The sequence below is a fragment of the Actinoallomurus sp. NPDC050550 genome, from assembly GCF_040655075.1.
GTDB lineage: Bacteria > Actinomycetota > Actinomycetes > Streptosporangiales > Streptosporangiaceae > Actinoallomurus.
Genome location: NZ_JBFAJC010000014.1, coordinates 41,899 through 54,308, shown reverse-complemented (window position 1 = coordinate 54,308; position 12,410 = coordinate 41,899). Strand labels below are relative to the sequence as shown.

The window sequence follows — 12,410 nt, the reverse complement described above, 5'->3', positions numbered from 1 at the left end:
GGCTTGGAAGGCGCGCGCTAGGTAGACATATGTGTTCACTTGACCAGCATAGGCACTCGGCGCATTTCCCGGTCCTTCAGATCCCCTGAGGAGCATCACCAAAGGCTCGGTCTTTCGGCCGAGCAGGGTCGCCGTCTGGGACTCCATGACCGGTGAGCTGCGGGCACTGGTCCACGGCGACGAACTCGGAATCCGCCGCACCGGAGAGATCGGCGCGGTCGCCATCGACACCGCGGCCAGACCCGGACCGTTGCGCGTGGGCCTGATCGGATCGGGCCGGCAGGCGTGGGCGCAGCTATGGGCGCTGTGCGCCGTACGGCCGGTGGAACAGGTGGTCGTCGCCTCCCGCCGGAAAGAGCACGCTGACACATTCACCGAACGCTTCACCCAAGAGCTGGGAATACCGGCACGTACGGCCGCCACAGCCGAAGAAGCAGTCCGCGAGCAGGACGTCGTGATCGTCGCCACTGACAGTGCGACGCCGGTGCTGGACGTCAGCTGGATATCCGCGGGAACCCATGTCACGACGCTCGGACCCAAAACGATCTCTCGCCACGAGGTGCCGTCCACCCTGGCCGACCGCGCCGACATCATTTTCACCGACTCCCGCACCAAAGCCGCCGGATACGGCGAACCACATGTCCTTCGTGACCGCCTCGGCCCTCCATCCCGCAGATGCGCGATCAGGCCAGGTAGCCGCCGTCGATGGTGAGGACGGCACCGGTGACGAAGGACGCGCCCGGACCGGCCAGGAACGCGATGCCCGCCGCGATCTCCTCCGGCCGCCCGAAACGCCCCATCGCGTTGGCCGCCCGCTGCACGTCCGCGAACGGCCCGTCGGCCGGGTTCATGTCGGTGGCGACGGACCCGGACTGGACGACGTTGACGGTGATTCCCCGAGGGCCCAGGTCGCGGGCCGCCGCCTTGCTGTAGCCGACGATCGCGGCCTTGGTCGCGGCGTAGTCGGCGACACCCGCGAATCCGGCACGGCCGGCGAGGTGCGACCCGACGGTGACGATACGCCCGCCGTCCCCGATGACCTGGGCGGCGGCCCGGATCCCCGCGATGACGCCGCCGACGTTGACGGCGAACTGCCGGTCGAAGGCGGCGACGTCGCGATCGGGCTCATCGACTCGGCCGGTGACGTACGCCGCGGCGTTGTTCACCAGGACGTCGAGGCGTCCGAAGTCGGCCGCCACGGACCGTACGAGGTCGCCGACCTGACGGGGATCGGCCTGGTCGGCCCGGTAGGCGGCGGCGCGGACCCCGGAGCGTTCCAGATCGGCCACCACCGACCCGGCCTTCTCCTCGGAGGTGACGTAGCTGATCGCCACCGCCGCGCCGTCGGCCGCCAGGGCGCGGGCGGTCGCGGCGCCGATCCCTCGCGAACCGCCGGTCACGAGGGCGACCTTGCCTTCCAAAGGGCTACGTGAGGTCATGACGAACTCCTGATCAGAGGTCGGTGGAATCAGGCGGGGACGTGGTCGGCCGGGGCGGTGGCCGCGCGGTGGTCCCGGCGCAGCAGGAGCGCCGCGATGCCCAGGCCGGCCACGGTGAGGAGCGCGCCGACGAGGGGGATCGCCCGTAGCCCCGGCCCGCCGTCGATGATCCGCCCGCCCAACCAGCCGGCGAACGCGGCGGCGAGCTGGAAGCCGGAGGCGTTGACCGCGACCGCGAGGGTCGGCGCCGTGCCGGCCGCGGCCACCACCCGCGTCTGCATCCCGGGGATGATGGCGAAGGCCAGCGCCCCGACGAGGAACGTCAGAACTGCGGCGGGCGCCTTGAGGTCGCCGACCAGCCAGAACACGGTCAGGACGGCCGCGAGCGCGGCGAGCAGCCCGGCCAGTGCCGGCATCAGCGCCCGGTCCGCCAGGCGGCCTCCGGCGAAGTTCCCGACGACCGCGCCGGCGCCGTAGCCGAGGAGCAGGACCGGGACCATGTCCGTGGCGAACCCGCCGACGTCGGTGAGCAGGGGCGTGATGTAGGTGAAGACCGTCACGACGCCGACGTTGCCCACCGCGGTCAGCGCGATGGCGAGCTGAAGGTCGCGGTTCGCGAACACCCGGAGCTCACCGAGGACCGATCCGGTCGTGGCCGGGGGCTGCGCGGGGACGAACCGCAGCACGAGCAGCAGGGCGACCGCGCTGAAGGCCGCGACCGCGAGGAAGGTCGCCCGCCAGCCGAGGTGCTGTCCGATGAACGTGCCGATCGGCGTGCCGAGGATGATGCCCAGGTTCATCCCCAGGGCCACCTTCGCGACGCTGGACGCCTGCCTGCCGGCGGGGGCCATGGAGATGACCGTGGCGATGGCGACCGCGAAGAACGTGGCGACGACCAGGCCCGCGACGAACCGCGACAGCAGGAGGACGACGTGGTTCGGCGCCGCCGCCGAACCCAGGTTCCCGAGCACCGAGACCGCGATGAGGCCGGCGATGAGCGGTTTGCGGGCGGCCCGCGCCGTGAGCACGGTGACGACCGGACCGCCGACGATCATGCCGGCGGCGTAGGCGGTGACCAGCAGGCCGGCCGCCGGGATGGACACCGACAGGTCGGCGGCCACGTCGGGCAGGATCCCGGCGATCACGAACTCGCCGGTCGTGAGCCCGAAGACCACGAGCATGAGGGAGAACACGGAGACAGGCATGGCAGAACTCGTTCTGTCGGCATGAGGTGATCAGTGACAAGGCGGCGGGCGGGGGAGTGCGCCGCACGTGATGGCCGCCCGCGCCGCGGTCAAGCGCGCGTCCGGCACGTGACGATCATCGATGCGACGGTTACGATGCGGCAAGTACCTACCTTTAAGTCAGGTACTTACCTGGAGGTGTGTGAGCATGTCAGGGCGCAGGTGCCAGACGTTCGTCGGCGGGCTGGACGCCGCCATCGACGTGGTCGGCGGCAAGTGGAAGGTGCTCATCCTGTGGACGCTGAGCAGCGGCCCGAAGCGGTTCGGTGAGCTCAAGCGCTCGCTGGACGGAGTGAGCGAGAAGATGCTGATCCAGCACCTGCGCGAGCTCGAACGCGACGAGGTGGTGCACCGCGAGGTGCACAACGTGGTCCCGCCGAAGGTCGAATACTCCCTCACCACCATCGGCACGACCCTCATCGAGGCCCTGCGCCCGCTCGGCGACTGGGGCTGCGAGCACAAGACGCGTCTGGAGGACATCAGGAACGCCGCCGACACGATTCCGGCCTGATCCCCGGACGTTGTCGATGGGCGACATCGGAGCCTCGCGACGTTGGCCCCGGTGCTCTGTGCGGCCGCCCGCACCGTACTCAGACTGGACGCGGTGTCGTACCGATGACGGCGGTTCGTGAGGAGACGAGATGTCCGGCAGGAGACTCAGGGCCCTGGTGATCTGCGCGGCGACGGCCGCGGTGCTGTCCGTTCCGGTGAGCCCGGCCGGCGCCGCCGGACTGCGGGACGTGTTGTTGGTCGGCAACAGCCAAACCGGCAGCGTCAGCTTCATCGACGGGCGCACGTACCAGAATCTTGGGTCGTTCGACGTCATCGGCGACCTGCAGCAGCGGCTCGACGAGATGGACCCGATCCAGCGGGCCGGGTACGAGACGGTCAAGCAGATCGAGGGCGGCGACCGGTTCGTCGACGACGTGCAGCTGTCCCCGGACGGCAGGACGCTGTACGTCTCGCGCGGCAACCTCGACGACGCGGCGGCCTACGACCTGGTGTCGAAGCGGCAGCTGTGGCACACCCGGCTGGACGGCTTCCACGCCGACCACGCGGCGCTGTCCCCGGACGGCACGAGGTACGTGATCTCGGCGACGACCGCGCAGGTCGCCGAGGTGCTGGACACCGCCACCGGAGCGGTGGTCGGCAGATTCGCCACCGGCACCTACCCGCACCAGAACGACTACACCGCCGACGGCAAGTACATCTACAACTCCAGCATCGGGGTGACGTCGCTGCCGCAGGCGCTCGAGGGGCTCAAGGGCACCTTCCAGCTGACGAAGGTCGACGCCGCCACCCTCAAGGTCGTCAAGACCTGGAGCTTCCCGCACGGGATCCGGCCGAACCTCATCGCGCCGGACGGCAACACCTTCTACGCCCAGCAGTCCTACCTCAACGGCTTCGTCAAGTACGACCTGGCGCAGTCGAAGATCGTGGCGACGGTCACCATGCCGTACAGCGACCACGGCAAGTCGCTCAAGCCGGACGACTACCCGCAGAACTCCGCACACCACGGCCTGGCGCTGTCCGGGGACGGTTCGAAACTGTGCGACGTCGGCACGATCGACGACTACACCGCGATCGTCAACACTGCGGACCTGTCCACCAAGGGCACCGTCACCTACCCGACGAACAGCCTGCCCTACTGGGGGACCAGCAGCGTCGACGGCAAGCGCTGCTTCGTGTCCCTGAGCAAGGCGAACGCCGTGTCGGTCGTCGACTATGCGACGGCGACGGAGGTCGCCCGCGTCCCCGTCGGAGTCTTCCCCCAGCGGGAGCGGATCGGCCAGGCCGCCCCGGAGGCCATCGCGGCCCTGACCCCGGCGGGCTGATCCGGTCCACACTGGGCGTCACGGGAAGACCTCCCGTGACGCCCAGTGCCAGGAGACGTACATGACGGATCGCGCTGTCCTCCGCCGTCTCATGGAGAAGATGCGCGCCGACCCGGGAACCCTCGAAGCCGTCGTCGAGGCCGCCCGCGCCGAATCCCCGCCGATCGCGGCGCTGCCGGTGCAGGAGGTCCGGCGGCACATCGCGGCGCTGCTGGCGGTGGTGTCGGCGGCCTTCATCGACGAGTCGGGGCTGAACGAGGACGACGCCCGGGTCGCCGACCGGCTGGCCACCGACCGGGCGCTGCAGGGGGTTTCCCTCGCCGCGCTGCTGGACGGCTTCCAGGCGGCGCGCTCGTACATCCTGAAACGGCTGCTGAACGAGGCGCGTTCGGCCGGGGTGTCCCTCGACGGGCTGATCGAGGAACTCATGGAGCTCGACGCGTACGCGAACGGGCTGCAGAACCGGCTCATCCAGGCGTTCCGGGAGACGGAGCTGAGCCTGGCGCACTCCGCGCACGCCGCCCGCGTCCAGTCGCTACGGGACCTGCTCGCCGGGGGCCCGGTGTCGGGCGCCGCCGACGCCGGGCTGGACGTGCGGCGCCGCTACCACTGCCTGGTCACCGACATCGGCGACCCCCGGGAGGCGCACCGTACGGAGGCGGCGCTGGGCCTGCCGGACGGCGTGGCGGGGCTGGTGGACGGTCGGCTGTGCGCCGTGACGACCCGGCCGCCCGCCGAGGCCGCGATCCTCGTGGTGGCCGGTCCGGCGGTCCCACCCGGCGAACTGACCGAGGTGTACCGGCTGTGCCGTACCGCGCTGGCGTCGGCACGGCGGCGTGGGCTGGACGGGCTGTGGGAGCTGACGGCGCTGGCGGTCCCGATGGCTCTGGACGCCCATCCCAAGCTCGGCGAGCTTCTCGCCCGGGAGCGCCTTGCGGGACTGGACGCCGAGGACGAGTTCCACCGGCTCCTGGCCGAGACGGCCCTGGCGTACCTGGAGCACGGCGGGCGCGTCGATCGGACCGCCGCCGCACTGCACGTCCACCCGAACACCGTCAAGCATCGGCTGCACCGCCTGGCCGCGCTGACGTCGTTCGGCGAGACGCTGCCTCCGGCGGAGACCCTGGCCGGTGCGCTCCGCTGGCACTGGGCGCTGCGGACCTGGCTCGGCGAGCGTCCGGCAGCCCAGCGTCGCGGCGATCGCGGATGAGATCCCGGCCCGGCCGCGTCGCGGCGATCGTGGATTGAGGTTCCAATCGCGCCACCGCCTCCGGCCCGCGACCTCACCGCGACATCGGCGACGCGCAACCGCAGCTGGCGCGCCGGATCAGCGAGACCGGGAGGATCTCCGTGCCACCGGGTCGCTCCTGACCTTGCCATGCCCGGTCGAGGCTCGCGATGGCCGACCGCGCCATGCGCTCGGCCGGCACGCCGATCGTCGTCAGCGAGGGATTGGTGAACTCGGCCTCCGGTACGCCGTCGAAGCCCACCAGCGCGATGTCGGCGGGCACGCGCAGGCCGGCTTCGGCGACGGCGTGCAGAGCACCGACGGCGAGTTCGTCCGTGACGGCGAAGACCGCGGTCGGCCTGTCCTCATGCTCGAGGAGTCTCCTCATGCTCGCGTGGCCGCCGGCCCGGGTGAACGCGCCACGGGATTCGATCCGCCGGTCGTCCGGGACACCGTGTTCGGCCAGCGCCCGCCGCCATCCGGCGACCCGCCCGCCCACCGGCCCGGCGTCGTCGGGGCCGGCGAGCACGGCGACGCTCTCATGACCGTGGTCGAGCAGGTGCGTCGTCGCCAGATGCCCGCCGCCGTCGTTGTCCGCCAAGACCGCGGCCGAGGGGGTGCCTGGCGGCGCATGGTGGACGTACACGGCCGGGACCGGCGCCGAGGCGAGGGCGTCGATGGCGCGCGGGCTGTGCCGCGTGCTCACGACCACCAGCCCCTCCGCCCGGGAATCGAGGAAGGCGTGCACGTACGCCTCTTCGCGGTCGGGGTCGAAGCCGGCGTTGCCCACGACGACGAGCCGTCCCGCGTCGAAGGCGGCGGCCTCGATCGCCTGGCCCAGCGACGCGAAGAACGGGTTGGCGGTATCCGGTAGGAGGACGCCGATCACCCCGCTGCGCTTCGTCCGGAGCGCCCGCGCCACCCGATCGGGGCGATAGCCGAGCTCCGCGATCGCCTGCAGGACGCGTTCGCGCGTCGACGCGGCCACCGGGCGCGGGCCGTTGTTGATGACGTAACTCACCACCGCCGTCGACGTCTGCGCGCGGCGGGCGACGTCCGCCAGCGTGACACCCAACGTTCCCCCTGACTTTCGGCACTCGAGCATCCGGCCTCCGACGTCCCAGCGTGGCATCCCGCGCAGGCGTCCGCCACCACGCCCCCTTCCGTTTCAACCCCTCGCTCCTCTACCGTGTCTAATCGATTAGACAAGGAGATCGGATGAACCCTGATGACGGGACGCCGGGACGGGCGGCCGGCCCTCTTCGCCTGGTGATCGACACGGACACGGCGTCGGACGACGCGGTCGCCCTGCTCCTCGCGTGCGCGGAGCCGATGACGGAGATCGAAGCGGTGACGACCGTGGCCGGGAACGTGCCGCTCGACTTGGCGACCCGCAACGCGCTGATCGCTCTGGACATCGGGGGGCGAGGCGACGTGCCGGTGTATCCCGGCTGCGAGCGGCCCCTGCGCCGTCCGCTGGAGACCGCGCAACACGTCCACGGCGCCGACGGCATGGGAGACGTGGGTCTTCCCGATCCGGTGCGGTCGGCGCAGTCCGCACACGCGGTCGAGCGGCTCCTCGAACTCGCCCACTCCAGGCCTGGGGAGCTCACACTGGTCACGCTGGGACCTCTGACGAACATCGCCGCCGCCCTGGTACGAGACCGTGACCTCCTGCGGAGGTTCCGCCATGTCTACAGCATGGCCGGGGCCGCCGACGCTCACGGGAACGTCAGTCCGGTCGCGGAGTTCAACGTGTGGGCGGACCCGGAGGCCGCCGCCATCGTGCTCGACGCCGGCGGGCCCATCACGTTCGTCGGCTGGGACGTGTCCCGGCGGTATGCCGTGATGGACGCCGACGATCAGGCCAGGCTGCTCGCGATGGGCACCGTCCGCGCCGACTTCGCACACCGGATCAACCGGAGCGTCGCGGAGTGGGCGGCCACGGTGACCGGCCTGAAGGGATACGACCTTCCCGACCCCGTCGCGATGGCGGTCGCCCTGCGCCCGGAGATCACGCGCCAGATCGAACGCGTGCACGCGACCGTGGCGGTCGGGGACGAGGCACGCGGGGCTCTTCTCGTGGACCGGCGGGCGAACGCGCCCACCGCCAACGTGGACCTCGTGCGCGTCGTCGACTCGGCGGCGTTCAAGGAGATGCTCTTCAGCGCCTGCGCGGAGGGCGCCCACCTGGCTGACACCCTGGCGCGCGAGGCGGGCCGGTGACCGGGCGAATCGAACTGCACTGCCACCTAGACGGCTCGGTCCGGCCGACGACCATCCGCCGGCTGGCCGCGGCCCAGGATCTGACGCTGCCGGGGCCGGTGGAGACGCTCGCCGTGGCCCCGCCCTCGTGCAGGACATTGCCGGAGTACCTCGGGTACATCGATGTCGCCCTCGACGTGCTGCAGCGACCAGAGGCCTTGCACGAGGTGGCGATGGAACTGGTCGAGGACTGGGCCGGCGACGGTGTCGGCCACGGGGAGGTGCGCTTCGCCCCGCAACTGCACCAGCGGGCCGGCCTCCGGCCCGAGGAGGTCCTGGACGCCGTGGCCGAGGGCCTGGCCGAGGGGAGCCGCAGATGGGGCGTGACCACGAGCCTGATCCTGTGCTGCCTTCGGCACCAGCCGCCCCAGATCAGCGCCGAGGTCGCCCGGCTCGCCCTCGACCGCCGCGATGTCGTCGCGGGACTGGACCTCGCAGGGGACGAGACGATGCCCGGAGCACCACACCGGGAGGCCTTCGACGCCGCCCACTCCGCCGGGCTTCCCGTGACGATCCACGCCGGTGAGGCCGCCGGCGCCGACAGCGTGTGGGAGGCACTCGACGTGCTCGGCGCCCAGCGCATCGGCCACGGCGTCCGCAGCGCGGAGGACCCGGCGCTGCTGAGCCGGCTGCGCGAGGATGACATCGTGCTGGAGATGTGCCCGACGTCGAACGTGCAGACCGGCGCGGTGAGCGTACCGGCCGCCCACCCCATCGACACACTCCTGCGGCAGGGGATCCCCGTCACCGTCAGCACCGACGCCCGCACGGTGTCGAACACCACCCTCGGCCGAGAGTTCGAGAGGCTTCGCGCGGTGTTCGGGTGGACGGCCGCACAGGAACGCGAGTGTCAGGACAACGCCGGCCGCAGAGCCTTCCGCACCCCGTGAACGGGTGACCTCGGTCGATCCCCGGTCAGTGGGCGGAGAAGCCTCCGTCGACGAAGATCGCCTGACCGGTGACGTAGGCCGACGCGGCGCTCGCGAGGAACACGGCCGCGCCGGCGAAGTCGGCCGGCGCGCCGTTGCGGCCGATCAGAGTGCGCCCGGCCATCGCGCCCTGCTTGTCGGCGGGGATGTGCGCGGCCAGCGGCGTCACCACGAAGCCCGGCACGAGCGCGTTGACGCACACGCCGTGGGGCGACCAGGCCTCGGCCTGGGACCGGGTCAGGGCGACCAGCCCGCCCTTGGAGGCGCCGTAGGCGCCGCTGTTGCTGAAGGCGCGGAAGGACTGCTGGGAGGCGATGTTGATGATGCGGCCGTGGCCGCGCCGCGCCATGCCCGGGCCGAACCGCCGGCCGAGCAGATGGGGCGCGTCGAGGTTGACGGCCATCGTCCGGTCCCAGGCGTCCTCGTCCAGGTCGTCCATCGGGGGCCGCAGGTTGATCCCGGCGCAGTTGACGAGGATGTCCGGCTCGCCGAACGGCCGGGCGGCCTCCTCGGCGGCCCGCTTCACCTGGATGCGGTCGGCCAGGTCGGCCGGGACGTACGCGGCGGGGCGGCCGTGGGATTCCAGTTCGGCGGTCGTCTCCCGCAGCTCGGCCTCGCGGCGGGCGATGAGGACCACCCGTGCCCCGGCCCGGGCCAGGGCGGTGGCGATGGCCCGGCCGATGCCGGAGCTGCCGCCGGTCACCACCGCGACGCGGGTATCGAGGGAGAACAGGTCGTCCAGGAAACTCGTCACGGGCCGCCACCTTAGTGGACGGCAGGGCGGGCGACTTGTGGTGATAACAGCGGTGAGATGCTGATATCTCCAGACTGAGGCGGTTCGCCGGCGGGCCGTACCGTTCGCTATCGGGAGGCCGCGCTGCACACCGTCGTCGCCGAGATCGTCTCCGTCGTGCTGCTGGTGGCGGTGCTGGTGTTCGCCGTCGCCCGCCCGCGCGGGCTTCCGGAGGCGGTCGCGGCGGTTCCGGCGGCCGGTGTCCTGGTGGCCGTCGGCGCGGTGTCGCCCGCACAGGCGTGGGCGCAGACCCGCACCCTGCTCCCGGTCGTCGGGTTCCTGGCCGCGGTGCTGGCGCTGGCGCAGCTGTGCGACGACGAGGGACTGTTCACCGCGGCCGGGGACCTGGTGGCGCGCGCGTGTCACGGGCGGCCGGTGCGGCTGCTGGCCGGGGTGTTCGCCGTCGCATCGCTGATCACGGCGGTGCTGAGCCTGGACGCGACGGTGGTGCTGCTGACACCGGTGGTGTTCGCGACCGCCGCGCGGGTCGGGGCGCGGCCCCGCCCGCACGTGTACGCCTGCACCCACCTGGCCAACTCCGCCTCCCTGCTGCTGCCGGTGTCGAACCTGACGAACCTGCTCGCGTTCGCGGCCAGCGGGCTGTCGTTCGCGCGGTTCGCCGGCCTGATGGCGCTGCCGTGGCTGGCGGTCATCGGCGTGGAGTACGCGGTGTTCCGGTGGTACTTCCGGGGCGACCTGGCCGTCGCGCCGGCCGGGTCGCCGCCGGTCGGGCGGCCGCGGGTGCCGGTGTTCACGGTGGTCGTGCTGGCGCTGACCCTCGCCGGATTCGCGGTGACGTCGTTCACCGGGGTGAACCCGGCCTGGGCGGCCCTCGGCGGCGCGCTGGTGCTGGCGGTACGGGCGCTGCGGCAGCGGCGGACCACGGCGCGGCAGCTGGTGGTGGCGGCCGGGCCGCTGTTCTGCCTGTTCGTGCTCGCCCTGGGCATCGTGGTCAAGGCGGTCGTGGTGAACGGCCTGGACCGGGGCGCGGACCTGGTGCTGCCGCACGGGTCGGGCCTGCCCGCGCTGCTGGCGGTGGCAGGCCTGGCCGCGCTGCTGGCCAACCTGATCAACAACCTGCCCGCCGTGCTGGCGATGCTCCCGCTGGTGGCCTCCGGCGGGCCCGGGCCGGTGCTGGCGGTGCTGATCGGAGTGAACCTCGGCCCGAACCTGACCTACGTCGGTTCGCTGGCCACTTTGCTGTGGCGGCGGATCCTGCGCGAGCACGACGCCGAACCCGGGCTGGGCGACTTCACCCGGCTCGGCCTGCTGACCGTACCGGCCACGCTGGTGGCCGCGACCGTGGCACTGTGGGTGGTGTTGGCGACGATCGGAGGCTGACCCGCCGTAAAAGTGATCATCTGGGTCGCGGAGGGCACCTGGGAGGCCGCCGTCGACGCGGCCCGCGACCTGGTCCCCGAAGACGCCGACCTGACGCTGCTGCACGTGACCGGTGACGAGATCGCCGCGGCCGCCCACCAGGCGTTCGCCGGCCTGCTCGGCCGGGGCCGCCGCGACCGCGACCCCGCCGCCCGGCTCGAGGCGCTGTCACAGACCGCCGCCGCGGACCTCCTGGAGGCCGCCGCCGCCCGGCTCGGGCGTCCCGCGACGCGGCAGGCCGGCCACGGCCGGATCGAACGCGAGGTCGTACGGGCCGCCGAGGACGCCGACCTGCTCATCTGCGCACGCGACGGCGCCCGCGACCGGCTGGGGCCCCGCAGCCTGGCCCCGCCGACACGATTCGTCGTCGACCACGCGCCCTGCCGTGTGCTGCTGGTGTGGCCCGAGCCGGCCCCCGGCCTCGACTCCCTCCCGCCCCCGCCGGGCTGAGGAGGTCAGCCGTCCGCGGCGACCTCGGACCGCTCGGCGGGCGCCGAGGTGTCCTCGGCGGCGACCGGTTCGGCGCCGGCGTCACGGCGCCCGCGCACGCTCCGTACGGCCAGGACGGCGACGACCAGGCCGATCGAGATCCAGGTGCCGTAGTGGGAGATGGTCTTGGCGACGTCGACGGCGTCCTGGCCGAGGTAGTAGCCCAGGCCGGTGAGCATGGCGATCCACAGCAGCGCGCCGAGCGCGTCCAGGAGCACGAACGTCACCAGGCGCATGCCCGTCCACCCGGCGATGACGAACAGCAGCGCCGCCGGGACGGGCACGTAGTAGGCCAGGACGAGGCCGACCCAGCCGAGCCGGTGGCCGAGACGCTCGGCGCGGGCGATCAGCCGCGCGCCCCGGGCGCCGCGCCCGGCCGCGAGTGTGAGCATCCCCCGGCCCCACAGCCGTCCCGCCCACCAGAAGAACGGGTCGAACATGATCATGCCGGGTACGGCGGCGGCGACCGCCAGGGGCAGGGACACCTCCCCGACCCGGGCGAACGCGCCCGCGGTGACGATCGAGGTCATGCTGCCGGTCAGGAACTCCAGCAGCACCGGGTTCTTGCCGATCAGCAGCGGGCGCAGCGGAATCAGCGCCAGGCCGTACAGGCCGCTCAGCGCGATCCCGGCCCAGCAGATCAGATCCGCGCGCCGTGGCCGCCCCGTCCAGGGCAGACCGGGCTGTGGGCTTCCCCCCGTGACCGACATCCTCCGATGGTAGGCCGTCGGCGCCGGGCCCCGGCGCACCGACGGGCCGCCGCCCGGCATAGCGGCGGGCCCGACGCGCGTCTACGGGGATACAGGAC

Annotated in this window: 13 protein-coding genes; 8 read left to right on the top strand and 5 right to left on the bottom strand. The window is 72.3% G+C overall.

Annotated features, from left to right (window positions below; all coding sequences use genetic code 11):
• Positions 1-145 precede the first annotated feature (145 nt).
• Positions 146-712, top strand: a complete 567-nt coding sequence (locus tag AB0I04_RS20740) for an NAD(P)-binding domain-containing protein (RefSeq protein WP_360886671.1) — start codon at positions 146-148, stop codon at positions 710-712.
• Here AB0I04_RS20740 and AB0I04_RS20735 read toward each other — a convergent pair.
• A complete protein-coding gene (locus AB0I04_RS20735; RefSeq protein ID WP_360886669.1) occupies positions 684-1,439 on the bottom strand; it encodes an SDR family oxidoreductase in 756 nt (251 codons plus the stop codon). The two genes, AB0I04_RS20740 and AB0I04_RS20735, sit on opposite strands and share 29 nt — an antisense overlap.
• A 29-nt stretch (positions 1,440-1,468) precedes the next feature.
• Positions 1,469-2,644, bottom strand: a complete 1,176-nt coding sequence (locus AB0I04_RS20730; protein ID WP_360886667.1) for an MFS transporter — start codon at positions 2,642-2,644, stop codon at positions 1,469-1,471.
• 187 nt (positions 2,645-2,831) lie between these two features.
• Between AB0I04_RS20730 and AB0I04_RS20725 the strand changes: the two genes are divergently transcribed.
• The 3 genes from AB0I04_RS20725 to AB0I04_RS20715 all read left to right on the top strand — a co-directional run bounded on the left by AB0I04_RS20725 (position 2,832) and on the right by AB0I04_RS20715 (position 5,728).
• Positions 2,832-3,194: a helix-turn-helix domain-containing protein gene (locus tag AB0I04_RS20725; protein ID WP_360886665.1), complete on the top strand. Its 363-nt coding sequence runs from the start codon at positions 2,832-2,834 to the stop codon at positions 3,192-3,194.
• 130 nt (positions 3,195-3,324) lie between these two features.
• On the top strand, positions 3,325-4,518 hold the full coding sequence (locus tag AB0I04_RS20720) for a YncE family protein (protein WP_360886663.1): 1,194 nt from the start codon (positions 3,325-3,327) through the stop codon (positions 4,516-4,518).
• Positions 4,519-4,579: 61 nt separating this feature from the next.
• Positions 4,580-5,728 carry a helix-turn-helix domain-containing protein gene (locus AB0I04_RS20715; RefSeq protein ID WP_360886661.1) on the top strand — a complete coding sequence of 383 codons (1,149 nt, stop codon included), beginning with the start codon at positions 4,580-4,582 and terminating at the stop codon, positions 5,726-5,728.
• A gap of 73 nt (positions 5,729-5,801) precedes the next feature.
• Here the strand turns inward: AB0I04_RS20715 and AB0I04_RS20710 are convergent, their stop codons facing one another.
• Positions 5,802-6,821 (bottom strand): LacI family DNA-binding transcriptional regulator, encoded by a 1,020-nt coding sequence (locus AB0I04_RS20710; protein ID WP_360886659.1) that lies wholly within the window; start codon positions 6,819-6,821, stop codon positions 5,802-5,804.
• 143 nt (positions 6,822-6,964) lie between these two features.
• Here AB0I04_RS20710 and AB0I04_RS20705 point away from each other — a divergent pair, with 143 nt between their 5' ends.
• The gene (locus tag AB0I04_RS20705) at positions 6,965-7,972 is read left to right on the top strand and encodes a nucleoside hydrolase (RefSeq protein ID WP_360886657.1); all 1,008 of its coding nucleotides are present in this window, start codon (positions 6,965-6,967) and stop codon (positions 7,970-7,972) included.
• Positions 7,969-8,901, top strand: coding sequence for an adenosine deaminase (add, locus tag AB0I04_RS20700; protein WP_360886655.1), 933 nt, complete (start codon positions 7,969-7,971; stop codon positions 8,899-8,901). Before AB0I04_RS20705 ends, add begins: the two co-directional genes overlap by 4 nt.
• A gap of 25 nt (positions 8,902-8,926) precedes the next feature.
• Here the strand turns inward: add and AB0I04_RS20695 are convergent, their stop codons facing one another.
• Positions 8,927-9,694: a glucose 1-dehydrogenase gene (locus AB0I04_RS20695; RefSeq protein ID WP_360886652.1), complete on the bottom strand. Its 768-nt coding sequence runs from the start codon at positions 9,692-9,694 to the stop codon at positions 8,927-8,929.
• A 156-nt stretch (positions 9,695-9,850) separates the two neighbouring features.
• On the opposite strand from AB0I04_RS20695, the gene AB0I04_RS20690 reads away from it, so the two are divergent.
• Complete coding sequence (locus tag AB0I04_RS20690; protein ID WP_360886650.1) at positions 9,851-11,074, top strand: SLC13 family permease; 1,224 nt, start codon at positions 9,851-9,853, stop codon at positions 11,072-11,074.
• A 12-nt stretch (positions 11,075-11,086) separates the two neighbouring features.
• Positions 11,087-11,563 carry a universal stress protein gene (locus tag AB0I04_RS20685; protein WP_360886648.1) on the top strand — a complete coding sequence of 159 codons (477 nt, stop codon included), beginning with the start codon at positions 11,087-11,089 and terminating at the stop codon, positions 11,561-11,563.
• A gap of 5 nt (positions 11,564-11,568) precedes the next feature.
• On the opposite strand, the gene AB0I04_RS20680 is transcribed toward AB0I04_RS20685, so the two are convergent.
• The gene (locus AB0I04_RS20680; RefSeq protein WP_360886647.1) at positions 11,569-12,312 is read right to left on the bottom strand and encodes a DedA family protein; all 744 of its coding nucleotides are present in this window, start codon (positions 12,310-12,312) and stop codon (positions 11,569-11,571) included.
• Between the last annotated feature and the right edge of the window lie 98 nt (positions 12,313-12,410).

Bases quoted from the DNA above. Each gene is read 5' to 3' on its own strand.
- AB0I04_RS20740 (WP_360886671.1), top strand. From the start codon at position 146: ATGACCGGTGAGCTGCGGGCACTGGTCCACGGCGACGAACTCGGAATC.
- AB0I04_RS20735 (WP_360886669.1), bottom strand. From the start codon at position 1,439: ATGACCTCACGTAGCCCTTTGGAAGGCAAGGTCGCCCTCGTGACCGGC.
- AB0I04_RS20730 (WP_360886667.1), bottom strand. From the start codon at position 2,644: ATGCCTGTCTCCGTGTTCTCCCTCATGCTCGTGGTCTTCGGGCTCACG.
- AB0I04_RS20725 (WP_360886665.1), top strand. From the start codon at position 2,832: ATGTCAGGGCGCAGGTGCCAGACGTTCGTCGGCGGGCTGGACGCCGCC.
- AB0I04_RS20720 (WP_360886663.1), top strand. From the start codon at position 3,325: ATGTCCGGCAGGAGACTCAGGGCCCTGGTGATCTGCGCGGCGACGGCC.
- AB0I04_RS20715 (WP_360886661.1), top strand. From the start codon at position 4,580: ATGACGGATCGCGCTGTCCTCCGCCGTCTCATGGAGAAGATGCGCGCC.
- AB0I04_RS20705 (WP_360886657.1), top strand. From the start codon at position 6,965: ATGAACCCTGATGACGGGACGCCGGGACGGGCGGCCGGCCCTCTTCGC.
- AB0I04_RS20680 (WP_360886647.1), bottom strand. From the start codon at position 12,312: ATGTCGGTCACGGGGGGAAGCCCACAGCCCGGTCTGCCCTGGACGGGG.